18 protein-coding genes and 1 pseudogene are annotated in these 26,583 nt (G+C 44.4%); 7 read left to right on the forward strand and 12 right to left on the reverse strand.

Going from position 1 to position 26,583, the window contains the following annotated elements; all coding sequences use genetic code 11:
* Positions 1-180 precede the first annotated feature (180 nt).
* Complete coding sequence (locus tag V7K49_RS06050; RefSeq protein ID WP_335204897.1) at positions 181-525, forward strand: hypothetical protein; 345 nt, start codon at positions 181-183, stop codon at positions 523-525.
* A 48-nt stretch (positions 526-573) separates the two neighbouring features.
* Here V7K49_RS06050 and V7K49_RS06055 read toward each other — a convergent pair.
* Together V7K49_RS06055 and V7K49_RS06060 are read right to left on the reverse strand one after the other, a co-directional pair.
* A pseudogene (locus V7K49_RS06055) lies at positions 574-948 on the reverse strand (aminotransferase class I/II-fold pyridoxal phosphate-dependent enzyme); the annotation flags it as partial.
* 49 nt (positions 949-997) lie between these two features.
* A complete protein-coding gene (locus tag V7K49_RS06060) occupies positions 998-1,201 on the reverse strand; it encodes a hypothetical protein (protein WP_273763802.1) in 204 nt (67 codons plus the stop codon).
* A 709-nt stretch (positions 1,202-1,910) separates the two neighbouring features.
* On the opposite strand from V7K49_RS06060, the gene V7K49_RS06065 reads away from it, so the two are divergent.
* The 4 genes from V7K49_RS06065 to V7K49_RS06080 all read left to right on the forward strand — a co-directional run bounded on the left by V7K49_RS06065 (position 1,911) and on the right by V7K49_RS06080 (position 8,707).
* On the forward strand, positions 1,911-2,240 hold the full coding sequence (locus V7K49_RS06065) for an STAS domain-containing protein (protein ID WP_298911697.1): 330 nt from the start codon (positions 1,911-1,913) through the stop codon (positions 2,238-2,240).
* A gap of 148 nt (positions 2,241-2,388) precedes the next feature.
* Positions 2,389-5,082 carry a TIGR03960 family B12-binding radical SAM protein gene (locus tag V7K49_RS06070; RefSeq protein ID WP_335204880.1) on the forward strand — a complete coding sequence of 898 codons (2,694 nt, stop codon included), beginning with the start codon at positions 2,389-2,391 and terminating at the stop codon, positions 5,080-5,082.
* An 848-nt stretch (positions 5,083-5,930) separates the two neighbouring features.
* Positions 5,931-8,042 (forward strand): Rne/Rng family ribonuclease, encoded by a 2,112-nt coding sequence (locus V7K49_RS06075; protein ID WP_335204881.1) that lies wholly within the window; start codon positions 5,931-5,933, stop codon positions 8,040-8,042.
* A gap of 8 nt (positions 8,043-8,050) precedes the next feature.
* Entirely contained in the window at positions 8,051-8,707 is a 657-nt protein-coding gene (locus V7K49_RS06080; protein ID WP_335204882.1) for a ribonuclease HII, read from the forward strand.
* An 8-nt stretch (positions 8,708-8,715) separates the two neighbouring features.
* Here the strand turns inward: V7K49_RS06080 and V7K49_RS06085 are convergent, their stop codons facing one another.
* Positions 8,716-9,303 (reverse strand): DUF1997 domain-containing protein, encoded by a 588-nt coding sequence (locus tag V7K49_RS06085; protein ID WP_334874022.1) that lies wholly within the window; start codon positions 9,301-9,303, stop codon positions 8,716-8,718.
* A 638-nt stretch (positions 9,304-9,941) separates the two neighbouring features.
* Between V7K49_RS06085 and pheA the strand changes: the two genes are divergently transcribed.
* On the forward strand, positions 9,942-10,814 hold the full coding sequence (pheA, locus tag V7K49_RS06090) for a prephenate dehydratase (protein WP_335204883.1): 873 nt from the start codon (positions 9,942-9,944) through the stop codon (positions 10,812-10,814).
* A gap of 41 nt (positions 10,815-10,855) precedes the next feature.
* Here pheA and V7K49_RS06095 read toward each other — a convergent pair whose 3' ends face one another.
* The 9 genes from V7K49_RS06095 to V7K49_RS06135 form a co-directional block, all read right to left on the reverse strand.
* Entirely contained in the window at positions 10,856-11,503 is a 648-nt protein-coding gene (locus V7K49_RS06095) for an LON peptidase substrate-binding domain-containing protein (RefSeq protein WP_334970314.1), read from the reverse strand.
* Positions 11,504-11,743: 240 nt separating this feature from the next.
* Complete coding sequence (rpsJ, locus tag V7K49_RS06100; RefSeq protein ID WP_008232935.1) at positions 11,744-12,061, reverse strand: 30S ribosomal protein S10; 318 nt, start codon at positions 12,059-12,061, stop codon at positions 11,744-11,746.
* An 88-nt stretch (positions 12,062-12,149) separates the two neighbouring features.
* Positions 12,150-13,379, reverse strand: coding sequence for an elongation factor Tu (gene tuf / locus V7K49_RS06105; protein WP_334874016.1), 1,230 nt, complete (start codon positions 13,377-13,379; stop codon positions 12,150-12,152).
* 23 nt (positions 13,380-13,402) lie between these two features.
* Complete coding sequence (gene fusA / locus V7K49_RS06110) at positions 13,403-15,481, reverse strand: elongation factor G (protein WP_334874014.1); 2,079 nt, start codon at positions 15,479-15,481, stop codon at positions 13,403-13,405.
* A gap of 138 nt (positions 15,482-15,619) precedes the next feature.
* The gene (gene rpsG / locus V7K49_RS06115) at positions 15,620-16,090 is read right to left on the reverse strand and encodes a 30S ribosomal protein S7 (protein ID WP_273763823.1); all 471 of its coding nucleotides are present in this window, start codon (positions 16,088-16,090) and stop codon (positions 15,620-15,622) included.
* Positions 16,091-16,645: 555 nt separating this feature from the next.
* Positions 16,646-17,029, reverse strand: a complete 384-nt coding sequence (rpsL, locus tag V7K49_RS06120) for a 30S ribosomal protein S12 (protein ID WP_012410236.1) — start codon at positions 17,027-17,029, stop codon at positions 16,646-16,648.
* Positions 17,030-17,329: 300 nt separating this feature from the next.
* The gene (locus V7K49_RS06125; protein WP_273763825.1) at positions 17,330-17,656 is read right to left on the reverse strand and encodes a HesB/IscA family protein; all 327 of its coding nucleotides are present in this window, start codon (positions 17,654-17,656) and stop codon (positions 17,330-17,332) included.
* A 244-nt stretch (positions 17,657-17,900) separates the two neighbouring features.
* Positions 17,901-18,320, reverse strand: coding sequence for a cupin domain-containing protein (locus tag V7K49_RS06130; RefSeq protein ID WP_273763827.1), 420 nt, complete (start codon positions 18,318-18,320; stop codon positions 17,901-17,903).
* Between the two features lie 253 nt (positions 18,321-18,573).
* The gene (locus V7K49_RS06135) at positions 18,574-20,637 is read right to left on the reverse strand and encodes a phosphodiester glycosidase family protein (protein WP_335204884.1); all 2,064 of its coding nucleotides are present in this window, start codon (positions 20,635-20,637) and stop codon (positions 18,574-18,576) included.
* A 783-nt stretch (positions 20,638-21,420) separates the two neighbouring features.
* Here V7K49_RS06135 and gltB point away from each other — a divergent pair.
* Positions 21,421-26,157, forward strand: a complete 4,737-nt coding sequence (gltB, locus tag V7K49_RS06140; protein WP_335204885.1) for a glutamate synthase large subunit — start codon at positions 21,421-21,423, stop codon at positions 26,155-26,157.
* Positions 26,158-26,583 lie beyond the last annotated feature (426 nt).

Raw genomic sequence — 26,583 nt, forward strand, 5'->3', positions numbered from 1 at the left:
ACTGCCAAGGATTGGTCGTATTAACTTTGCGTAGCCACTTGTGAGGCAGATGTCTTAGACATCGTTGCCGTGAGAGTGCTAACCTAATGTTACATAAGCTTCCTTAAACGTAGCGCATTTTCACTTTTAAAATTAAGGAAGTTGCAAAATAATCCTTGCCCCTGCCCAAACTGCGTAATGATGGACATTAGCCTAGATTTTCTTCAACCAGGACAAATTGTGTCTTTAGAGCATGGCGACAGGAATCTGTATGCAGAAGTCATTCAATTTATAGTTGCCCGCCAGTTGTGCTGGGTGCGTCCTTTATTAATGGTTACTTTGATTCAAGAATCGCCGCTAATTACCGATTTGCGAGATGCGTCTGACCTGCTTTGGCCTGCCAATTTATTTCGGCCAGCACTAGACACAGAAGTAATTACCTTCTTGAGCCAAGTTTTAGCAAAAGAACCAAAAACTGAACCTGATTTAGGTGCCAAGCAACAACTCAATCAGTTTATTCACCAACTTTGGCAAGCATATCAATAGGCATTGGTCAAACAGGGAATTAGGTCTTCCTTGTCCCCCTTGTCTCCATCAGGCGTAACGGATGCCAGCATATTTCATCCGTTCTAATTCCTTCTTGCAACCGCTCATCGCTAATAGTTAAAGCAATTCGGAAAAAGCCTTCTCCAGATGCACTGTAACCACTACTTGGATGCACAACAAGACCACATTTGTCAAGTAGCAACGTTACAAATTCTGCTAAGGAATATCCTGGGGGAACAGGTGTCAGACGTAAAGGGGAGTTTTCGGAGGCTAAATCGGCCAACCTAGAGATTGCAGTCCATTAACAATAATATCACGGCGATTTTGGTAAACCAACATTATGGCTTAGAATTCTACTTCAGTGGTAGGAGAATAAGCTGCGATCGCACATGCTTGAATTACCTTAAATACCCCAGAATCAACCTTAATCAAATTCACTTGATAAAGGCAATAAACCTCTATGCCTAAGCAATTAGGAATATCCAAAGCTAGGAACCAACTGAATTCTCCCAGCATCCATCTCTGCCATTAATAATTCTAGAGCTTCGTAATCAACATCAGAAATGTAACCCAGTTCCGTCAGTTCTGAGTTGATTTCATTTTCTATCTCAGGAGTTAGTTTTTTAATGTCAAGAGCTTTTTCTACCAATTTACGAATAGCGTACTTAGTTCTCATAAGTAATAATCCAACTGTATATGATACTAATTATCCCAGAGACATCTCAGTATAAAGAGTGATCCAAATACTACTTTATTAGTGATCTAGATCACAATTTAATTAGTTAGATAGATGATAATTCGCTATGACTATGCCGTATACCATCAGCAACGCTAAAGCGGAAGATTTAACTTACCGTTAAAACTTGGCTAAATTAGCTTGAGTTATATATCAATACGATTTGATTGCGTGAAAAAATTTAAGTAGATGTAGGGGAGCCAGCCGTCTGGGCGGGTTTCCCGACTTGAGCGGACTGGCGTTGTGTTATCGCCCTTGAGTACGGCACTAAAACCTTCGGGAGGTGCGTTACGCTTTGCTAACGCAACGCCAGTTGCTTCACTTGGGGAAACCCCTCTGAGCGCTGGCTCCCCTACGTAAATTTCAAAATCAAATATGAGTCCTATAGACTAAGTAAGTTTTCTCAGCATAGTTACGGATGATTTCTCTGTTCTAAGGCTGTCTATGTTGATTGTTTTTGAACTGGGGTAAAAAAAAAGTATATATAAACACATTTCAAACTGGAATTATGACAATCTTTAAACAGAGATACTAAAGCAATAAAGATTCAGCAAAGAGACCTAAGACGTATGGTCGATGCAACAAAAAAAAGTTTATGTTCAAATAATTCTCAGCTTGACGCTTTAATAACTCTCAATAGGATGTAACTATGCAGGCAGTGCTTCACTATCCCAAGGTCGCAGTTATTAGTCCCCAAGGCTGTTTGAATGCTGCAAACGCCTTGGAATTTGAACGAGATATGACCACAGCGTTGGCACAAAATGGTATTTCCATCTTGGTGGTAGATCTAGCAGCAGTAGAATCGTTAGACAGTGCGGGGTTGATGGCATTGTTATCTACACACAAGCTGGCTCTTAGTTTAGGACGGAGTTTCCGACTTTGCACTGTTGCTCCGTCAATTAAAATTATTTTTGAACTGACGCAACTCGATAGGGTGTTTGAAATATTGGACGGTGAAGCCGAGTTGGCTGCAAGATAACTTTATCTAAAAGCAAAAAAGTTTGCGTCAGGTTTGGACTTTATGTGAAGGAGTTATAAGTTGCAACGATAAACTATGTTATAAAACCTAATTCAATGCTAAGGTTGGGGTTGAGTAGCTGTAATTAAGGTAGCTAGAAGATAGCACAGTGGCTGTTGCAGTTGAAAAATTAATAACATCGGATATTTTAAAACCTGGGCGTTACCTGGGTAATGAGCGTTTAGCAGTACACAAAGCTTGGGATACGACAACAATACGCTGGGTTTTAACCTACCCAGAAGTCTATGAAGTCGGTGCATCGAATTTAGGGCACATTATCCTATACAACATCTTGAATGCCCAACCGCGTCAATTGTGCGATCGCGCCTACCTTCCAGGACAAGACCTGGCAGCCAAACTACGCGAAACTAATACGCCATTGTTTGCGGTAGAGTCAAAGCGATCGCTCACAGAATTCGACATTTTAGGCTTTAGCCTCAGTTACGAACTGGGTGCAACTAATATCTTAGAAATGTTGGATTTGGCTGGAATTCCCTTGACGTGGCAACAGAGGCAGGGAAACAGAGGAGAATTTACTAATCTCCAGTCTCCATTTCCGTTGATTTTTGCTGGTGGGCAAACAGCGACATCGAATCCTGAGCCTTACGCCGACTTCTTCGACTTTTTCGCCCTTGGAGATGGAGAAGAACTCCTACCAGAAATTGGTTTGGTGTTAGAAGAAGGCAAACAAGCAGGATTGAATCGGGAACATCTGTTACTAGATTTGGCACAGATACCAGGCGTATATGTCCCTCAGTTTTATGACATCGCCAAGGATGGCTCGGTTCATCCTCGTCGCCCGGACGTGCCAAAACGAATTTTGCGACGGGTTGCAACTCCCATACCAGCATATTCCATTGGGTTAGTTCCCTACGTAGAAACGGTGCATGACCGCTTGACCATTGAGATTCGGCGTGGTTGCACTCGTGGCTGTCGCTTCTGTCAACCAGGAATGCTGACTCGACCAGCACGGGATGTAGAACCCGATAAGGTGGTAGAAGCGATTGAACAAGGGATGCGGGCAACTGGTTACAATGAGTTTTCCTTACTATCTCTGAGTTGTTCTGATTATTTGTCCCTACCAGCAGTGGGGATGGAAATCAAAAATCGCTTAAAAAATCAAAACATTTCTCTGACTCTACCAAGCCAACGGGTAGACAGATTTGATGAGAATATCGCCAACATTCTTGGAGGTACGCGGCAAGGTGGACTGACTTTTGCTCCAGAAGCTGGAACTCAGCGGATGCCAGACATCGTAAATAAGGGTTTGACAAATGAAGAACTGTTGCGGGGGGTGAAAAGAGCTTGGGAGCAAGGCTGGGATAAAATCAAGTTGTATTTTATGATTGGCTTACCGGGTGAGACGGATGCTGATGTTTTGGGCATTGCGGAAACAGTAAGCTGGCTACAGCGAGAATGTCGGGGCTTGGGCAGAAAACCTCTAAACTTTAACCTGACGATTTCTAACTTTACGCCCAAGCCCCATACACCATTCCAGTGGCACTCAGTTTCTACTACTGAATTTAAGCGGAAACAAAACCTGCTGCGGCAAGAATTCCGGCGGATAAAGGGAGTGAAGGTAAATTTTACCGATGTCCGCATTTCCGCAATGGAAGATTTTGTGGGACGAGGCGATCGCACTTTGGGCAAAGTAGTGCGCCGTGCCTGGGAATTGGGTGCAGGGATGGATTCCTGGTATGAAAATTTAGATCAGGCTTTTAGTGCTTGGGGGTCTGCGATCGCCCAAGCCGGTCTAGATTGGAAATACCGCCAAGTAGAAAATGGCGAATGGAATTTGTTTGACGCACAAGATCACAAGAGATCAAAAGATGCGGAAAATACCCAATTCCTAACTCCTGTACAGACGCAATTAATCGCGTCTCTCCCCACTCCCCACTCCCTCGATACTCCCCTGCCTTGGGATCATATTGATACCGGGATTAACAAAAAGTGGCTCAAAGAAGACTTGCAACGCGCCTTAGAAGTTGCAATTGTACCCGACTGCTCTTTTGAAGGTTGTTCTCACTGTGGCGTCTGTGGCACCGACTTTGGGCATAACGTCGTGATTAAACCATCTGCTATCCCGAAATTCGCTGGCGAGTTTGTCCCCAACACAACTAAGGCACAACGACTGCGAGTTTGGTTTGGGAAACAGGGTAATATGGCTTTGGTAAGCCACCTGGATTTAATCCGTTTGTTTGACCGAGTTGTGCGGCGAGCAGGCTTGCCAATTGCTTTCACTGGTGGGTTTCATCCAATGCCGCGAATTTCTCTAGCAACTGCTTTGGCTCTAGGAGCTACTAGTAGTGGTGAAATTGCGGATTTTGAGGTAACTGTGCCAGTGGTAGTTGATAGTTTTCGAGAACAGTTAGTTCAGGAAATGCCCACAGACATACCTATATATAATGTGGCGCAGATAGATTTAAAAACTCCGGCAGCTACCCAACTGCTAGAGACCGCAGAATATTTAATTACCGTAGCAGCACTTGAAGAAACAACACCTATACAATGGCAAGAATGGATTGATACCATCAAAGCAAAAGACGCGCTCTGGTACGAGCATACAACTAAGTCAGGCAAAAGCCAGTTAATAAATCTGCGCGATCGCTTATTTGAACTGGAATTAGTAGAAAACTACAATTGCATTGCAGAATCTATATCTGTTATCCGTTATCTAGGTAGCTATCGCCAAGATGGTTTTCTATTGCGTCCTGAACAAATCCTGTTTATGCTAGGGATAGTGGCTAGTGCAGAATTTCAACTCCTGCACATCCACCGCAATCGGCTAATTTTAAGGGTATAATCCCTGTAGGGCAGCTTGCTAGTAGTTGTCCTAACATGGCACATCGTCGGAATTGATTTTTAGTAAGGTTGCGTTAGAATGGGGTGAAGAGAAATTTTCTGGCGCTGCATTGAATTAGCTGGTTCATTACCCTGGTGTTCAGGGGGCGAAAGCAAAGATATTAGAGTGCAACTTCTAGGATTTTATCCCAGACAAACTGAGGCAGATTAAAGAATACACACTCTTTCTACAGCTACCTTGTGAATCAGTAACTAACAGCAGGCTCGGTTAACTTCTCTAAATCCATGCTTTTTAAACAACTACTGAATGTCTAATCCACAGTAGTGCCTAAGAGCCAGTGGTTACTGTTCTAGAGTTGTTCGCCCTTGGCGTTCCCGTAGGGTAAGCAACTGCCGTTAGTTATGCGGATTTGCAGATTTTCACGAGACGCGCACAGCACGGCTTAAGGTAGGGTAAGCTGGCGTTGCTAAGTATAACCCTAAGGATAAATCCGGGGAATGGAAAATAGAAATAGTTTCTTTTTCTTAACGACTTCAGTAGGTTACTCTCAAATGAAGCTTCCTGAGTTAAAAACTCACTCAGGATTCAGAACTTTCAACTCAGAACTCTCTTTATTGAGGGTATTGCATCACAAATCAACCACAGACAGTTGATTTAATTGCTTAAACATGCAGCCGTTCTGGAATAATCCGCCGTGAAAACGCTCTTAAGAGCGCCAATAGCTATTTAACTTAGAACATCAGGTTTACGATTTTTATTACCAGTAGCGCCTTTTGAGGGTTGCAGGGGCAACAAAGGTATAACAAACCTCCAGACCTATTGGTGCTGCCAATTTTTGAGGAAATTGAATGCCAAAACAAATTATCATCGCGGAGCAGCACCAAATTGCTGCTGTCTTTTCTGAAGATCAAATACAGGAACTCGTTGTTGCTACCGGTCATCACCAAATAGGTGATATCTACTTAGGAGTAGTAGAAAATGTATTGCCTGGGATAGATGCGGCTTTTGTCAATATTGGTGACCCAGAGCGCAACGGTTTTATTCACGTCACCGACTTAGGGCCATTGAAGCTAAAGCGTACCGCTGCGGCAATTACAGAACTACTTACACCACAGCAGAAAGTTTTGGTGCAAGTAATGAAAGAGCCAACAGGGACAAAAGGGCCCAGGCTAACGGGTAATATCACCTTACCTGGACGCTATGTAGTACTAATGCCCTATGGTAGGGGCGTAAATTTATCCCGACGGATAAAAAGTGAAAGTGAACGCAACCGCTTGCGGGCACTGGCAATTTTGGTCAAACCGGCGGGAATGGGTTTGCTCGTGCGTACAGAAGCCGAAGGTAAACCAGAAGAAGCGATTATGGAAGATTTGGAGGTGCTGCAAAAGCAATGGGAGGCTATCCAGCAGGAAGCGCATTCCACCCGGCCTCCAGCACTGCTCAATCGGGACGATGACTTTATCCAGCGCGTATTGCGGGATATGTACGGCGCGGATGTAAATCGGATTGTCGTAGATTCTAGTACTGGTTTGAAGCGTGTAAAGCAGTACTTGCAGAACTGGAGTGGAGGTCAAACACCGCAAGGATTGTTGATTGACCATCATCGCGATCGCTCTCCAATTTTAGAGTACTTCCGGATCAGTGCCGCGATTAGAGAAGCTCTAAAACCGAGAGTAGACCTACCTTCTGGAGGTTACGTCGTCATCGAGCCGACGGAGGCATTAACCGTAATCGATGTTAACTCAGGTTCCTTTACGCGATCGGCAACAGCTAGAGAAACAGTTTTGTGGACAAACTGCGAAGCTGCAACAGAAATTGCTCGCCAATTGCGTCTGCGGAATATCGCTGGGGTGATCGTTGTTGATTTTATTGATATGGAATCGCGACGTGATCAACTGCAAGTTCTCGAACACTTTAATAAAGCACTCAAAGCAGACAAAGCTCGTCCCCAGATTGCCCAACTCACCGAACTGGGTTTGGTAGAACTGACCCGTAAGCGTCAGGGTCAAAATATTTACGAATTGTTTGGTGAAACTTGCCCCACCTGCGGCGGTTTAGGACATACTGTGCGTCTGCCTGGAGAAATCGAAAACCGATTGCCAATACCAGCAGAAACACCAGAGCGTGAGCGTTTTGTATCCCTGCCTCACAGAGAACCACGTCAGCCATCTGCCCGCATCCCAGAACCACGAGAAACCTATGATGGATTTGGGGAAGCATTTGAGGGTGACTCGGAATTAAGTAACCTAAATCTGATCAATCATCCTAGTTATCAAGAACTTAATGATAATAAGCGTCGTACCCGCACTCGCCGCAGTCGAATTGGCATTAATGGGTTAAACGGGAAAGATGAAGCTCGGGTTATTGCCAATCCACTGGCTTTTGTCAACGAGCCAGACTTAGACCTTGATGTGGAACCAGAACTAGGAATTGCACCAGAGATCCCCTTACCCACCCTTGGTAAACCAGGTTGGAGTGAAAGAGTAGAGCGCACTAAAATTATCAAGGCAGAACCAGTTAAACCAGTGGTAGAACCACCGGAGATTAGAACTGTAGAAATGAGCCTTCAAGAACAAGATATGTTTGCCTTGATGGGAATCTCTCCTTTGGTGAAGTTAGAGCAAGAAGTTAAAAATACCAAGTCTGTGATTATTAATGTGATTCAGCCTGGTCAACTGCCAACGACCCCAACTGAATCAACCTCAGAATCAACTATTGCCCAAAAAGCAACACCTGAAGTAACCGCAAGCAAGATACTGACACCAAAAGTTATTGAACCAGAACAAAAATCTTTGATAGAAGAGACAACTGAACCATCGGAGTTGACTGCGAACCCTTCGGAACGCTTGTCTGCGAAAGCCTCCGCCGCCAACGAGATCGCAGATGAAAGTGATGCGAACAGCGCCGCCACTGCCAGCCGTCGCCGCCGCCGTCGTTCCTCAGCGATCGAGGATAATTAATTTGCTTTATGGTAGAAACGTCGCCAACGCCCTTGGAACAATCCAGTTGGCTAGAGTTTTCTACCTTGTCAGGGATTCCAGGGTTGGTTGCAGGTGTGGATGAAGTCGGGCGAGGTGCTCTATTTGGCCCTGTGGTGGCGGCAGCAGTGATCCTACCAGATCATGCTTTGCCAATACTAATGGCAGCTAAAATTAAAGACAGTAAAAAGTTGTCTAGTTCTCGGAGAACTGAACTAGCACAGCAAATTTGTGGGCTGGCTATAGACTGGAAAATTGGGTTTGCTTCTACTGCTGAAATTGACAAGATAAATATTTTGCAAGCGACATTATTAGCAATGAAGCGGGCTGTGCTGAAGTTAAAGGTACAGCCTGCGCTCTGCCTGGTTGATGGCAATCAGTCAATAAAAGACTTGCTATTGCCCCAACAAACAATAGTTAAGGGAGACGAGCGATCGCTCACTATTGCCTCTGCTAGTATTGTTGCCAAGGTTTGGCGTGACGAACTGGTAATGCGTCTAGCATTAAAATACCCTATGTACAACCTGGAGCGTAACAAGGGTTATGGTAGCCAGCGGCATTTGCTGGCTTTGCAACAATACGGGTCCTCGCCCCTACATCGTCAGTCTTTTCGTCCTTGCCAAATCAAAGTACCGAGTGTTGAGTGATTAAATCATTACTCAGCATTCAGGATTGGCAATTCAGTACTGTCACTGTCAAGTCCTCTATCTTTGGTTTGTGATATCACCCAGTAGCGATAATCCGCCAAAAGTTGATTTAATAACCGTTGCTTGACCGACAACAGCACGCTTTTGAGCAAACCATTGCCTGTAGCTTCTAAAATCGGCTTAGGAGTGAAAGAAAATGGCGGTGGCAAATCCACCAGCACTTCTAAATCAGCTCTTCCTTGCAGGCGAGTGCCAGTGCTAAACTCTTTGGGAGATAAATACCCTTTTAAATTGAGAGTAAAGCGCTGGTTAATATACTCGAAACCCAGGATTTCACAGCCTAGCGATCGCAAATAAATTATTCCGTTTGATTCTGCCCAGACTCTCATGTCTACAGTAGGTTGAATACTTAATGACATAAAAGTCAGCGGACGCATTTTCAAGCGAAATACTTCCTCAGAAAGCTGCTCAATGCGGGTGTTGTCAGCCAAAGCCTTAACTAAACGTTGAGGCTGACGCAAGTAGTGCTGAATGGGAATAGGCTGCTCTGGAACAGCGATTTCAACCGATTGGGAGGCAGTAAACCGGGTAGCCATGAGCGGATAAAAATATCTGTTTCTTAATTTTAATATTTTTTAATAAATTAGTTCTGATTATTAGAAAAATACAAAATTTATTGAGCATAAAAATGATTGTTGCTTATCAGCTATGCATTATTAGCAAAAAGTTGCTACGCTCATTACTATCTTTAGTTCAAGAAACATAGATTAGGATTAGCCCTTTCAAGCTGACTCCTAAAATCTATTTTTTTCTCTGATCTCTCTGTGTCTGGAGCGGTTTAAAAGTGATTTATTTAACCACAGAGACGCAGAAAACACAGAGTCAAGAGATTAAAGAGGAATTTTTTAAGCAAAATTTTTACTCACCTTGAAAGGGCTAATATTAGAATTTAACGATTGACACAAAATAAATAATATGCATTGCTATTTGGTCAAAAACCAATATAATTGCTCTTAAATCTTCAGAGGAATCTAGCAAAAAACTGCCAGGAAATCTATCTGCTAGAAGGCTGATTTCCATAACTTGTTTTCCAGGATAGATATTTCGGTCTATTGGTTTAGTGCGTAAATTTTAGAGATAACAGTGTTCACTAGTAGATGTTGGATATATTTGCCAAACCCAAAATATCATAATCTCTGTTTACACATTAAACTCATAACTCAAGGCTAAAGGCATGACTTTATCGATCGCACATTTAGGGCCTCCTGGCACTTACGCAGAACAAGCATCTGTTCTTTATGTCAACTGGTTGAGCAAAAGTACGGGAATTGAAGCTACGTTATGCTCCTATCCCAGCATTTCCCAATCACTGCACGCCGTTGCTAACTCTCAAGCTCAGTTGGCTGTTGTGCCAGTGGAAAATTCTATTGAAGGGAGTGTTACCACAACACTGGATACACTATGGCAGTTGGACAGTTTGCGAATTCAGTTGGCTTTGGTATTACCCATTGCCCATATGTTAATTTCTTGCGCGTCTAGCTTAGATAGGATTAAAACTGTTTACTCTCACCCACAAGCTTTGGCTCAATGCCAGGGATGGTTAGAGCGGTTTCTTCCGACTGTACAGATTATTCCCACCAATTCCACAACCGAAGCGCTACAGGGATTGGAGCAAGACACAACAACGGCAGCGATCGCCTCTAGTAGAGCAGCTCAACTCTACAACCTGCCCATACTTGCCAGTAATATCAACGATTATCCAGAAAACTTTACTCGTTTTTGGGTAGTAAGTCAGGGTGAAGCGGAGACTGGATACCAGGCATCAAAAGTGCCTACTAGTCACACATCGCTGGCTTTTAGTATGCCTGCCAACACACCCGGAGCATTGGTCAAACCTTTGCAAATATTTGCTCAGTTAGGGATTAACCTCAGCCGGATTGAATCTCGTCCGACAAAGCGATCGCTAGGCGAATACTTGTTTTTTATGGATCTAGAAGCGGATGTCAAAGAAGCACAAATGCAATCTGCTTTAGCAGAATTAACTATCCACACAGAGATTTTAAAAATTCTTGGCGCTTACAATGTTTTGCCGATCAGCGCTCTTTAATCATTCGTCATTTGCCACAAGTTTTGACTGAGGACTACTCATCACTTTTCATTAAATGTGTCTTTGAGAACAGCGCGAGCTGCCAAGTGATTCCGAGTAGAGGTTAAAATTTCTGCTTCCCGCTCTAAACGAGTTGCAGTATCTTGCATTTCTAGCAATAACTGCTGCTCTGCGGCGACACCATAAAGGTTGCCGGCTACCCAATAAGATAACTCTGTTGGTAGGTCAGGCAAATCTTCTGGCAGTTCGATATTTTGTTCGGTTAATTTGGCTGATAAACGCACAACATCTCGCAGTAGTTGTTCTACTTCAGAAGACAAAGGACGCAAATCTTTAGTTGGTGGTTGGTCTTCAATCCACTCAACTAAGCCAACGCGGTATGGCTTTTCACGAACATACTCTAATACACGAAATCTTTGCTGCCCTAAAGTCAACATCTTGATTCGGTCATCTGGCAGCCGTTGATGATGAACGATTTCCGCACAGCAACCAGTGTTTGCAATTGTACCTTGAACAGGATCGACCATTAAAACACCGAACCTACGATCGCTTTCCAAAATCGTGTTCATCATGATTCGGTAGCGAAATTCAAAGATGTGCAGAGGCAATGGTCTGGTAGGAAACAGGACTACTTCAGGTAACGGGAACAGAGGTAGTTCGCGAACTGCAATTTTAGAAGATGATGTCATTGTTACCTTGGTATAAACTTAATCTTTAAAATTTATTTTTCTCTGCTTTTCCCGTTCTTTGTCTACATTCTATCATTTGTTTCCTAGCTAAATAAAAGCCCTGAGATATATTTCTTCAGGGCTATGTAAATATTCATACTAATATCATTTGTCTGAGTACTAATGACTAATGACTAATGACTAATGACTAATGACTAATGACTAATGACTAATGACTAATGACTAATGACTAATGACTAATTAAAGTTTGACTTCGATATCCACACCCGATGGTAGATCCAATTTCATCAGGGCATCAATAGTCTTAGAAGAGGGCTGGTAAATGTCAATAATCCGGCGATGAGTACGGGTTTCAAAGTGTTCTCGTGAATCTTTATCTACGTGAGGTGATCGCAGCACACAATAGATCCGGCGTTTTGTTGGTAAAGGAATTGGGCCTATGGCTGTAGCATTGGTGCGGTTAGCTGTGTCTACAATCTTCTCGCAAGATGTATCCAATAAGCGTCGGTCAAAAGCCTGTAAGCGAATTCTAATCTTCTGTTGCTGTAGAGTTGCCATCTTTAATTGTCCAGGTTCTAGAGATTGAAGAGAAAGGAGCAGAGAGGTATTATATTATCTCTGCTCCTTTGTTATGAGCGAAAAGGTGCTACTTTAGAATTTTGGAGACGACACCAGCACCAATGGTGCGCCCACCTTCGCGGATAGCGAAGCGCATTCCTTGTTCAATAGCGATCGCGTTGATCAATTCTACTGTCACCTTGATGCGATCGCCTGGCATCACCATTTCCACCTCAGTGCCATCATCAGCAGTAAAGGCTTTAATCGTGCCGGTTACATCCGTTGTCCGCACGTAGAACTGGGGACGGTAGCCAGCAAAAAATGGAGTCTTGCGACCACCTTCTTTTTCAGTTAGGACGTACACTTCACCTTCAAATTGAAGGTGAGGTTTAATTGAACCTGGTTTGGCGATCACCATACCTCGTTCAATATCAGCCTTTTGGATACCCCGGAGTAGTACGCCGGCGTTATCCCCAGCCATACCTTGGTCAAGACTCTTCTTGAACATTTCAATACCAGTTACGGTAGTGGCGCGAGTATCTCTGATACCCACTAGTTCAACGTTATCGCCAACTTTGACTATACCCCGCTCAATCCGACCAGTGGCGACAGTACCACGACCTGTGATGGAGAATACGTCTTCTACAGCCATCAGGAAGGGCTTATCAACATCCCGCTCAGGGGTGGGAATAAAAGAATCTACAGCATCCATCAATTCGTAGATTTTGTCTACCCATTCATTTTCACCCCGTTTGGTCTTGGGATTCTTGGTCATTGCTTCAAGAGCTTGCAGACCAGATCCTTTGATAATGGGGATATCATCGCCAGGGAAATCGTAGCTGGTAAGCAATTCTCTCAGTTCTAGTTCCACTAGTTCTAAGAGTTCTGGGTCATCCATCAAGTCTTCCTTATTCAAGAAGACAACCAGACTGGGAACGCCCACCTGTTTTGCCAACAGGATGTGTTCGCGCGTTTGGGGCATAGGACCATCGGTAGCAGCAACTACGAGGATGCCACCATCCATCTGAGCAGCGCCGGTGATCATGTTCTTCACATAGTCAGCGTGTCCAGGGCAGTCTACGTGAGCATAGTGCCGACTAGCAGTTTCATACTCAACGTGGGCGGTATTGATGGTAATACCCCGTGCCTTTTCTTCTGGCGCGTTATCGATTTGATCGTAGCCTTTAGCTATAGCTTGACCCATAGCCGCCAAGGTCATAGTGATGGCTGCTGTTAACGTGGTTTTACCGTGGTCAACGTGGCCAATTGTACCGATATTGATGTGGGGTTTATTCCTTTCAAACTTTGCGCGTGCCATGAATGCTCATTTCCTTATTTTAACTAAGCGTTCCCTTTGCTTTTAGCAATGATAGTTTCAGCTACGCTGCGAGGCACCTCTTCGTAGTGGCTGAACTCCATCGTGAAGATACCCCGACCTTGCGTCTTCGAGCGGATATCAGTGGCGTAGCCAAACATGGTCGCCAGTGGAACTTTGGATGCGACCTTAGCAAGTCCCTGTTCAGTGCTTTGGCTTTCAATCTGCCCTCGGCGGGAGATCAGGTCGCCAATGACGTTCCCGATATAGTCTTCAGGAACTTCAACCTCAACTTTCATCATAGGCTCTAAAAGGACGGGTGAAGCTTTCAGCACAGCCTCTTTCATCGCCATTGAGCCAGCGATTTTGAAAGCCATTTCCGAAGAGTCTACATCGTGGTATGACCCGTCAGTTAGCGTCGCTTTGACGTCAATCAACGGATATCCAGCCAGGACACCAGATTCGCAGCTTTCTTTCATTCCTTGTTCTGCGGGGCCAATATACTCTTTAGGTACTGTACCACCAACAATTTTGGAGACGAATTCAAAGCCAGTACCGGGTTCTCCTGGTTCCAAATCGATCACAACGTGACCGTATTGACCTTTACCACCACTTTGACGGATGAACTTGCCTTCCACTTTGGAGACACGTTTCCGAATCGTTTCGCGGTAAGCTACTTGTGGCGCACCGACATTCGCTTCCACTTTGAATTCTCGTAACATCCGGTCTACTAGAATTTCTAGGTGGAGTTCTCCCATCCCTGCGATCACGGTTTGGTTTGTTTCCGGATCGACGTGGACACGGAAGGTGGGGTCTTCTTCTGAGAGAGATTGCAGAGCCTTGGACAGTTTGTCCATGTCGTTCTTGGTTTTGGGTTCAACCGCCACCGAGATCACAGGCTCAGGAATGAATAGGGATTCCAGAATTACTGGCGATCCTTCATCACAGATTGTGTCACCTGTCAAGGTGTCTTTCAATCCAAGAGCTGCTCCCAAATCACCCGCTCGCAGTTCATCGACATCTTGCCGATCATCTGCCTTCATTAGAACTAAGCGAGAAATTCGTTCTTTTTTATTCTTACTAGCGTTGAGAACGTAGCTGCCCTTTTTCAGAACACCAGAATAAACGCGAACAAATGTGAGGCGACCGTAAGGGTCAGCCATAATCTTGAATGCCAGAGCCGCTAGGGGTTCGCTGTCATCAGCCCGCCGCTCAACAGTATCGCCATTCGGCAGTAAGCCTTGAATTGGCGGCACTTCACTTGGTGCTGGCAGGTAATCTACAACAGCATCCAGCATCAACTGCACGCCTTTGTTTTTGAATGCTGAACCGCAAAGTACTGGCACAATTGTCCCGGCAATTGTTCCTTTACGCAGGGCAGTCCGAACTTCCTTTTCTGTAAGTTCTTCGCCATCGAAGTACTTAGTCATTAAAGCATCATCGGTTTCTGCCGCCGCTTCTATTAGCTTGGTGCGGTATTCTTCTACCTGCGCTTGCAATTCTTCTGGGATATCGGTTTCCTGGATATCGGTTCCTTGGTCATTGGCGTAAATATACGCACGTTGCCGTACGAGGTCAACGATACCTTGGAAGTCGTTTTCACTACCGATTGGTAGTTGAATGGCGATCGCATTCGCCCGCAGGCGATCGCGGATTTGCTCGTGAACTTTATAAAAGTTCGCTCCAGTCCGATCCATCTTGTTGATAAAGGCTATCCGAGGAACTTTGTAGCGTTCTGCTTGACGCCACACTGTCTCGGACTGCGGTTGCACGCCGCCCACAGAACAAAATACTGCGATTACACCATCCAACACGCGCATGGAACGCTCAACTTCAATTGTGAAGTCTACGTGACCCGGAGTATCGATAATGTTAATTTGATGATCTTTCCAACTGGTACTGATAGCAGCCGCAGTAATGGTAATTCCCCGCTCCCGCTCCTGCTCCATCCAGTCTGTGACGGCAGTTCCTTCATGAACTTCGCCAATTTTATGAATTATCCCAGAGTAAAATAATATTCTCTCTGTTGTTGTTGTTTTGCCCGCATCTATATGCGCCGCAATACCAATGTTGCGTACTTTCTCTAGCGGGATCGTGCGTGCCACAGCTACCTCCTATAGTTTTTGCCTCATGATATCTTGTATATTACTCTTTGTTAAGATTCTATACTTTTAGGGAAAACCGTCTTTTTTTTGTAAATCCACGATATAACGCTTCGGTAAGGCGATATATCGCTTTTCTACTTAGTAACGATAGTGTGCAAATGCCTTGTTAGCTTCCGCCATCCGGTGCGTTTCTTCTCGTTTCCGAATCGCATTTCCAGTTTCGTTGGCAGCATCCATTAACTCATTTGCCAGTTTGCTTGCCATTGTCCGGCCTGGTCTAGACCGGGAATATTGCACTAACCAACGCAGCGCTAGGGTAGTGCCCCGTTCTGAACGCACTTCCATTGGTACTTGGTAGGTTGCTCCGCCAACTCGCCGAGCTTTTACTTCTACTAAAGGCGTGGCATTTCGCACTGCTCTTTCAAAGGTTTCCAAGGCAGCGCTACCAGTGCGTTCCTCAATAGTTTTTAATGCTTCATAAACAATCCGTGCGGCAAGTGATTTCTTGCCATGACGCATGATCCGCCTGATAATCATGCTCACTAGGCGACTGTTATATACGGAGTCAGACGGAACTGGGCGCCTTTGAATAACACCACGACGAGACATACTTCACCTTTAATTCGGAATTGGCAACGAAATTATATGCTATCAGACACCGGAAACTAAAAGCGGTGGAACCCAACCCTCAGACTTCCTCATTTTTTTCGACAGTTGCAGCGAGGCTGACCTAATCTACTGCCAATTTTTGATTTTTGATTTTTGATTTTGGATTAAAAGTTTTCGGTATATGTTCCGATCCCAAGGGTCGAAACAAATCAAAAATCAAGAGTCTGTAAGCCTAATCCCCTTGTGGGTTCGACCAATCCAAAATCGCAAATCGCAAATCTAAAATTGTTTGACTTGCTACCTGCAACTAAATACTCAAGGCGACAAGATTGTAAACCTTAATGTCCAGATGAGAATTATGCTGTCAGTTACAGCCTTCTCTTCAGAACTTCTACACTTGCTCGCTTAGTGTAGGTGTAGCTTGCTTGATTTTTTGAAACAGACTTTACCAGCCTTCATAAGTGCTGTTAGAACACAGACCCTGATAGTTTTTTTGTCCTTCAGCGCTTCTAAGCTAGACGATTAATCGTGTTGGATGCGATTAATCGCCTAATTTTATTTTTTCGCTTCTTTAGGACGCTTGGTTCCATACTTGGAACGGCCTTGCTTGCGGTCTTTGACTCCGGCTGTATCTAGGGTGCCACGGATAATGTGGTATCTCACGCCTGGTAAGTCCTTAACCCGACCGCCACGAATCATCACAACTGAGTGTTCTTGTAAGTTGTGACCAATGCCTGGAATGTAAGCTGTAACTTCAAATCCAGAGGTAAGTCTTACTCTTGCTACTTTGCGTAGAGCTGAGTTAGGCTTTTTTGGTGTAGTCGTGTAGACTCTGGTACAAACTCCCCGACGTTGGGGACATTGCTTCAGAGCTGGGGACTTGGTTTTCTGACGCGCTTGTTCGCGCTCATTACGTATTAGCTGCTGTATTGTTGGCATGAGTTACAGCGCGTAAAGCTGCTTATATGTCTAAGTTTTAACAAATCCTGATTATATCGTTTTTTACGGTTTTATGTCAATTGTGATTTTTCCTTTGTTATTGGCAAATGATCACTAATTAACGACTATGAACAATTCGTGATTATGTTATGGATGGGGATTTAGACCCCAACCATAACTTTGTCAACCTTGAATCCAAGTCTCAGACTCTGGACCGTTTTTTAATTACGTTAGCGAGTCCGCGAACGCAAGAGGTTTCCTAGAGAGCGTCATTAAAAATTACGAATTAGTAATTATTTGTTAACTAGTTATGGAGAAGGAATTACCACAGCCACAGGTAGCGATCGCCTGGGGGTTGTGGAAGCGAAAACCACCACCCATTAAGTCTTCTGAATAATCCACCCTCAAACCGTTGAGGTAATTTAAGCTTGCTTTATCTATGACCACTTGAATCTCATCCAAGTCGAAAACCTGGTCGCCAACTTTTATCGCTTCATCGAAGGACATATCATAAAAAAACCCGGAACAACCACCTGGTTTTACTGCCAATCGAAACAAGACATTTGGCTGCTGCTTGGACTTTATTCGCCCAATCTCACTCACGGCTGCTTGACTCAGATGAATCATGGAACTCGTTTTTTGCAATTGAATATTCCATCTTCATTTTACAGCTGGGTTGGCCCTGGCTTCTGTAAAATTCCAAGTTACCGAAGGGATGAGCGCGATCGCTATTACTACATTTATAGCACAACATGCTTCAGTCCCCACCTTAACTAAGTAGGGACATCTGGGGTGTAGTAGTTACCAAAGACGGTTTGCCGAAAAATCTATTCAGTTTTGGAATTAGAGCTTTAATAACATTCTTTTGGTTTTAATCCTTAGTACGGGCATAGTCATCTTGGTAGCGAATAATATCATCCTCTCCCAAATATTCGCCATTTTGCACTTCAATCAACACTAAGGGGATCACGCCAGGATTCTCTAAACGATGAGATGTACATTGGGGTACATAAGTTGACTCATTATTGCTTAGTAGTACTTCTAGCTCACCACAAGTTACCCTAGCTGTACCAGATACGACAATCCAATGTTCGCTGCGGTGGTGGTGCATTTGTAGACTGAGGCGGTGTCCGGGTTTAACTTCAATGCGCTTGATTTTGTATCCGCGTCCTTCTTCTAAAACTGTAAAAGCACCCCAAGGACGTAACTCAGTTGCAGCAACGCCTCTGGAAGTGATAGTTGAAGGTAGGTGGAGAGTGTCAGTCTGTGTAGTTTCTTGATATCGAGCCATAGTTACCTCATTTGAAGACATAACAAACCGTCGGTACTCTTAACTATTGATAAAAAATCTGGCGCTATCTTGCAACGTTGGAAATCAGCAATTTTGTCGCACCTTGATAAACATAGCAAAGTCAGAGGTAATGGTGTAAATCATCACTACTAAAACTCTTGTATCTACACCAAGTCTTCATCAAGCAAAATGATAGCTTGTTCTAAACTTTAAAAAAAGGATGGGACATTGGTGATTAAGAGACTTCACTTCCCTATTCCCTACTCCCTGATAATCGTGGTTTCAGGAAAATACCAATTCCATTATGAACACGAGCAGCGGTACTAGGCGATCGGTCGAGTAGTTGCCCTCCTAAGTAAAGGCTGGTAGAACTACCACCGTCTAAATTTAGGGCATCGACACAGCCCATCAGTTGCATTAGTTGGGCATGTTCTGCCAAATTAGGGCCATAACCGCCTGCACGATTATGCACGGCAGTAATCATTAGTGTGCCTGTTGCCGTTGTGCAAATACCGCTACGAATAGCCTTTTCGGCAATAAAGGCATTGCTGAATTTTTCGGCTTTGGCATCAAGGACAATTTGACGATTTTGGACTAATAGCGGCCCGGCTCCGATAATGTGGGGATAACGACTAAAATCAGTGGGAGTAGTGGCGCTGGAAATACTTACTCCAGTTCCAATAGGTAACTGTGAGGCAGCAGTAGCAGCGTTGGCGCGTAAGGTTAGTAGGTAGCCATCCTGAGGAATCGGAATCGCTGTCTCACCAACTTTGCCGCCTGCTAACTGTTGAATAATTTGGTCTTTCTGTACCACTAGGATAATTTCGTTATCTGTCAAAGGCGTGTAAGTTGCTCCCCAAACTGGGGTGTAACGGGCAATACCGCTTTGGATGTAGCCGCTATTGAGAAACAGAATTGGTAAGCGCTGGTCACTTGCCGTAATCAAAGTTTCTTCCAAGGTGAGACGACCGAAGTAAAATTGGCCAGAATCATTCCAAGCGATCGCACCCCGGTTAAGAATGGGGCCTGATAACCACTGACCATCCCGACGAATTGCACCCAAGGGCAATCTGTTATTGCGGTTAAAATAACCACCGTTAATTCCAGCTACTGCTAAGTAACGTTGTGCTGTTTGAATTAAGGGAGCAGTACCCGCAAGCCCATCAAGACTAGCCCACATGGGTTTCAACGTTAGCCCAAATTTACGAGGATTAACTTCTAACCAGACCACCGGAAAGCGTTCTGTACCTAAGTTGACATAATGCTGTCGCCAGCGCAATCCTGGGGCCCAAGTAATATCTCGTTCTTCTAAAGGATCGGGTCGAACATCGATAATCAGGCGATTGGGGCTACCGACAGTACTAACTTGAGGCGATAAACCAAAGGGAAGGCTCAGAGAAATAATGGTTTGGTTGTTCACCACCTGCACCTGTTGAATCAGTGGTTCAGGGGCTGGTGCTGGTGCTCGTAGTATTGGTTGTGTTGGTGTAGCTGGTGATAATTGTTTGAGCAGGTTTGGCAGTAATATTGGTGGTGCAGTTGTTGGTGCTGGTGGCTGCGGGGTATAGCGTTCTATCAAAACGGGATCGGCTATTCCATCCAGGGTAACTGTCCACTCTCGATTTGGCGGTGCAGTGGATTTGGGGATTAATGTGTCTGGATCAGAAGACGGAGGTTGAATTTTTTTAATAGTTGACCCTTGTGTAACTTGCCAGGGAGTTGGACGATCTAAATCGACAAGAATGCGAACTTGTTGCAAAGGATTTACACTCGTGTCTGAAGATTGCTGACTCTGAACAATATTTGTCACTTGCGCCTTTGGAGTCGCAATCACCAAAATGTTGCCATTGGCTTGGATTTGCCATCCAGATGTTTGAGCAAAATTAGTAATATCCAAATAGCGATATGCTCCTAGTAGCTTGGTGGCTAAAACTAGTGGCGTTGTCACCGACGAAAACCACTGTACTGGTTGCCTATCTGAATTACTACTGTTTAAGAAATTAACTCCAATTAATTGCTTGAATGCCCCGTCACTGAGATGAGTTGTGCTCTGACCAGATTTTCCAGATCGCTGCAACCAAGTTCCTGGTAAACTACGCCCATTGAGGGAAATTTGATTACCAGAGGATGCTACACCTGTTAAAGGGGGTGCAGGTGACTGTGAGATTAACCTGCGGATTAATTTGATGGTTTTCGGGGACTCCTGGGCGTTGGTAGCACAGGTAGTAGTTAAGCACAGTATTGTTAAAAGTATTGGTGACACAGTAACCCGGAAAAATCTGCGTTCGCTAATCCCTGATTGCCAACAATTCGGCATTTTTACCATAATTTACTAGGTACTTTTGAAAACTATCAGCCAAGGTATAAACTAACTAATTATTTGGAACTATAAAAAAACATGAGTTTATTTTTGAAAAAACATGATATTCTATATAGTGGATAGTTATCTCTTTTAGATATAAAACTATTTAGACGCTAAAGCTACTGCACTCAAGTGTTTTAACTAGCACTAATTATAACCATACTATACACGGTAGTCTTGGTTATCAAAACTGGATTAAGATATTCAATCCTTGTTGAACGTTGCTAGTGTTGCTAGTTCAGTAAGGTCAAGTTAATAGTAAGACATGTGGCAACTGGTAAGCAGCAAAACTCCAGACAACAACAAAAATATTTGGGAATTGTCAAATGGGTATATATTGTAATACGCTGATTTTATTGCCGGATCAGGATCAGTTTGGCTTTAAAACATAAAACAGCGTTCAGTTTTAGTTTTGTTTCAGGTGAGCCGAAATAGGCTCTGTGAGTAGCTAGCGTGCATCTGGAAAAAGAGAATTGAGAAAATACTTAGTTTCACAATATAAAAAAGAAACTGTCAGGGCAAAAATCATGTCTTGGCGGAGGTAGCTTGTCTAACACCGCATAAATACATAAATAACACGCAACTATTTTAACACGGGTGAACTAATAAAGTAAAACCGAAGTTAAAATTTTTTTTCCCTAAATTTCGGTGCTTATATATTTCTCCATCGCTGAATTTAGAAATTTTTCCCAATAATGTAGTGGCAAAATTGGTAACTCAATACTTCAGGAACAGGGTATGAATAATAAACCGATGAATCAAGACCAGAAAATCACAGCGGATATAATCTCAAGAGATACCTATCAGGGGCAAAAGTGGTTAGTAGAGGAACGAGATGCCTGTGGTGTCGGTTTTATTGCTCATCGTCAGAATCATACCAGCCATGAAATTGTGGAAAAAGCCTTAGCTGCTTTAACCTGCTTAGAACACCGGGGAGGTTGTAGCGCTGATCAAGACTCTGGTGATGGTGCAGGAGTATTGACAGCTATCCCTTGGGAGTTGTTCCAACAAGACTTTGCCCAAATAGAAAAGGAATTTTCATCCACCAATAATATAGCTGTGGGGATGATCTTTCTACCACAAGACCAAGAAGCAGCACGAAAAGCGCGGACAACAGTTGAGCAAGTAGCTGCTGAAGAAAAATTGATCGTACTGGGTTGGCGAGTAGTGCCAGTGCAACCTGATTTACTCGGTGTACAAGCAAGAGAAAATCAACCCCAGATTGAACAAGTTTTGCTAGCTTCTGTTGACAAAAGTGGCGATGAATTGGAACGACAGTTGTATATTAGCCGCCGCCGAATTAGTAAAGCAGCAAACAACATCTCAGAAGAATTTTATATCTGCTCCTTGTCAAATCGCACAATTGTCTACAAAGGCATGGTGCGTTCCGCTGTATTGGGAGAATTTTATCAAGATTTAAAAAATCCGGTTTACAAAAGCGCCTTTGCTGTCTATCACCGCCGCTTTAGCACCAACACGATGCCCAAGTGGCCCCTAGCTCAACCAATGCGGCTTTTGGGTCACAATGGCGAAATCAATACTTTGTTGGGTAACATCAACTGGATGATGGCACGAGAAGCTAGCCTGAATCATCCTGTATGGGGCGATCGCATCGATGAACTCAAGCCATTGGTTCATATTGATAACAGTGACTCAGCTACCCTAGACAACGTACTGGAATTGTTGGTGTGTTCTGGACGCAGCCCCTTGGAAGCTTTAATGATTATGGTTCCAGAGGCTTACCAAAATCAGCCTTCTTTACGTGACTCTCCAGAAATTATCGATTTCTACGAATATTACAGTGGTTTGCAAGAAGCGTGGGACGGGCCAGCACTTTTAGTATTCAGCGATGGCAAAAAAGTTGGTGCAACACTAGATCGTAATGGTTTAAGACCAGCTCGCTACCTGATCACCAAGGATGACTATATTGTCGTAGCTTCCGAAGCTGGTGTAGTGGACTTTCCAGAAGCCAATATTGTTGAGAAAGGTAGACTCGGCCCAGGGCAAATGATTGCCGTAGATTTAGTAAACCATGAAGTGCTGAAGAATTGGGAGATTAAGCAGCGGATCGCCAAGCAGCACCCATATGGAGAATGGCTGCAACAGCACCGTCAAGAACTCAAAAAAATTGTCAGTAGTCAGCCGTCAGATGTGAATGGAAATGGACATTTGGCTACTGAAAATGGTAACGGGCATAGTATAACTGACCAAATTGACAAGCAAACCTTGCTTCAGCGTCAAATGGCCTTTGGCTACACCACAGAAGATGTCGAAATGGTGATTCACCCAATGGCGATCGCAGGTTCAGAGCCGACTTTCTGTATGGGGGATGATATTCCTTTAGCAGTGCTGTCACAAAAGCCCCACCTGCTTTATGACTATTTCAAACAGCGCTTTGCTCAGGTGACGAACCCGGCGATCGATCCCCTCCGGGAAAAGCTAGTAATGTCTTTGAAAGTCGAACTGGGTGAACGAGGTAACTTATTAGAACCCAAGCCAGAATATGCTCGGAGATTGAAGCTGGAATCGCCAGTGTTAACGGATGCTGAATTAGAGGCGATTAAGCTGTCAGGATTTGCCACAGCCGAGTTGTCAACCCTATTTGCGATCGCCACTGGCCCCGAAGGATTGAAAGCCGCAGTCCAGTCTTTACAAGCACAAGCAGCTGAATCAGTCCGGGCAGGTGCAAAGATTTTAATATTAAGCGACCAGATCCCAGCAACTCCTAATAAGGAGGACAATGAAGGGATCAGTACAGAATATACCTACATTCCTCCTCTGTTAGCGGTGGGTGCTGTGCATCACCACCTGATTCGTGAAGGGTTGCGAATGAAAACATCCCTGATTGTCAATACTGCCCAATGCTGGAGTACTCATCACTTTGCCTGTCTGATTGGCTACGGATCTGGTGCAGTTTGCCCGTATATGGCTTTGGACACGGTGCGTGATTGGTGCATTGATCCCAAAACTCAAAAGTTAATGGCTGTGAAGAAAATTCCTACCCTCACCGTAGAGCAAGCTTTAGGAAACTATCGCAAAGCGATAGAGTCAGGCTTGCTAAAAATTCTCTCCAAAATGGGAATTTCTCTGCTCTCCAGCTATCAAGCAGCCCAAATCTTTGAAGCTATTGGCATCGGTGGGGATTTAATAGAACTAGGATTTCGGGGTACGACTTCCCGCATTGGTGGTTTGAGTGTTAGCGAACTCGCTGATGAAGTACTTTCCTTCCACAGCAAGGCTTTCCCAGAACTGACGACCAAGAAGTTAGAAAACCTCGGCTTTGTGCAGTACCGTCCTGGCGGCGAGTATCACATGAATAGTCCAGAAATGGTTAAGGCACTGCATAAGGCTGTAGATGATAAAAACTACGACCACTACGAAGTTTACAAAAAGCACCTCCAAGGCAGACCAGTAACAGCCTTGCGGGACTTGCTAGACTTCCAAGGCGATGCCTACGGCGGCAAGCTACGCCCGCCGATTCCCATAGAAGAAGTGGAGTCGGTATCTGAAATTGTCAAGCGCTTCTGCACCGGTGGCATGTCTTTAGGCGCTTTGTCAAGAGAAGCCCATGAAACCTTAGCGATCGCTATGAACCGCATTGGTGGTAAATCAAACTCTGGGGAAGGCGGCGAAGACCCAGTGCGCTATACAGTTCTAGATGATGTAAACGATGGTCACTCGCCAACCCTACCTCATTTAAAAGGATTGCGGAATGGTGATAAAGCCTATAGTGCCATTAAGCAAATTGCATCGGGACGCTTTGGTGTCACGCCAGAGTACCTAGTCAACGCCAAACAAATCGAAATCAAAATTGCCCAAGGTGCCAAGCCTGGGGAAGGTGGACAACTACCAGGGCCCAAGGTGAGCGAATACATTGCGATGTTAAGGCGCTCCAAGCCTGGTGTGACGCTGATTTCGCCGCCACCGCACCACGATATCTATTCGATTGAAGACCTAGCACAACTGATTTTTGATCTGCACCAAATTAATCCCAAAGCAAAAGTATCGGTGAAGCTAGTTGCAGAAGTTGGCATTGGCACGATCGCTGCTGGTGTAGCCAAGGCAAACGCTGATATCATCCAGATTTCTGGTCATGATGGTGGTACAGGTGCATCGCCACTAAGTTCGATTAAACATGCTGGTTCCCCGTGGGAATTGGGTTTAAGTGAAGTGCATCGCGTCTTGATGGAAAATGGCCTGCGCGATCGCGTGATTTTGCGCGTGGATGGTGGTCTTAAGAGTGGCTGGGATGTGGTAATAGGTGCATTGATGGGCGGTGAAGAATTCGGTTTTGGCTCCATCGCCATGATTGCCGAAGGCTGTATTATGGCACGAGTTTGCCACATGAACACCTGCCCTGTGGGTGTTGCTACTCAGAAAGAAGAACTCCGCAAGCGGTTTACGGGAATACCGGAACAGGTTGTCAACTTCTTCTACTTCATCGCCGAAGAAGTGCGTAGTCTGTTAGGACGACTAGGTTACCGTTCTTTGTCAGAAATCATTGGACGTGCAGATTTGTTGAAACTGCGCCAAGAAGCAAAACTCAGCAAAACGCAATCACTGAACCTGGACTGTTTACTTCAGTTACCAGATACCAGAGAAAATCGTAGTTGGTTGGTGCATGAAGAAGTCCATAGCAACGGCGTGGTTTTGGATGACAAATTCCTTGCTGAACCTGACATTCAAGCTGCCATTCGCAACCAGTCTACCGTCACCAAGACTTACCCTATTGTCAATACTGACAGAACAGTAGGCACAAGATTAGCGGGAGCGATCGCTTCTCAATACGGTGACAGTGGCTTTGAAGGACAAATTAATCTCAACTTTACAGGTAGTGTTGGGCAAAGCTTTGGTGCTTTCAACCTCCCAGGCATAATTCTCACCTTAGAAGGAGAAGCAAACGACTACGTAGGTAAAGGGATGCATGGTGGTGAAATCATCATCAAACCTCCAACTGATGCTACCTATAACGCATCACAAAACGTGATAGTTGGCAATACTTGCCTCTATGGTGCTACTGGTGGCATGTTATTTGCCAACGGCCTAGCAGGAGAGCGCTTTGCTGTGAGAAACTCCAAAGGCATAGCAGTGATTGAAGGCGCTGGGGATCACTGCTGCGAATATATGACTGGTGGTGTAATTGTCGTCCTCGGTAAGGTAGGACGTAACGTCGCAGCTGGAATGACTGGTGGACTGGCATACTTCTTGGATGAAGACGACTCTTTTCGTGAGTTAGTCAACCCGGAAATTGTCAAAATCCAGCGGGTGATTACAGAAGCAGGTGTAAAACAACTGCAAAAGTTAATCCAAACTCATGCAGAACGCACTGGTTCACCAAAGGCGAAGAAGATTCTGCAAAACTGGCAAGAATTCTTGCCGAAATTCTGGCAGTTGGTTCCACCTTCTGAAGCTGATAGTCTAGAAGCTGATCCTGAAAAAAAAACAACTGAGTTCAGTTTAGTAAGCAGTCATTAGTAGCTGTAACCGTTCTCAGCCTCTGCCTTAAGCCATTCTCCCGTCAGAGAAGCTGCATAAACAGGTACTGTGCGAAAACCCTTTGGATGCCCAAAGTAATCGCCTGAATTTACTCTTTAAAAAGAGCGTATAGAGAAAAAAATATTCTCCCTTTTTTAGGGAGAATATTCACTAACTGATTCACAATTGGACTTTGGACGGTCAAGAGTTTTGGTAGAATCTCCTTGACTATGCGCCTATGGTTGGCATTGAGTACGTTAAGTAACTGTTAATGCCGCCAAAAATACCAACAATCCGATGTGCCCAACCGTTAAATAAGTAGCATTACTTGTAAAATAAATAGTCAAGCAGGTGAAAACTTTACCCACCACTAAAACCATTACCGAGAAGGTAGTTTACAAGTTTCCGCTCTTGACACCATTCATT

This window comes from Nostoc sp. (genome assembly GCF_036919675.1).
In the GTDB taxonomy this organism is placed as follows: Bacteria; Cyanobacteriota; Cyanobacteriia; order Cyanobacteriales; family Nostocaceae; genus Nostoc.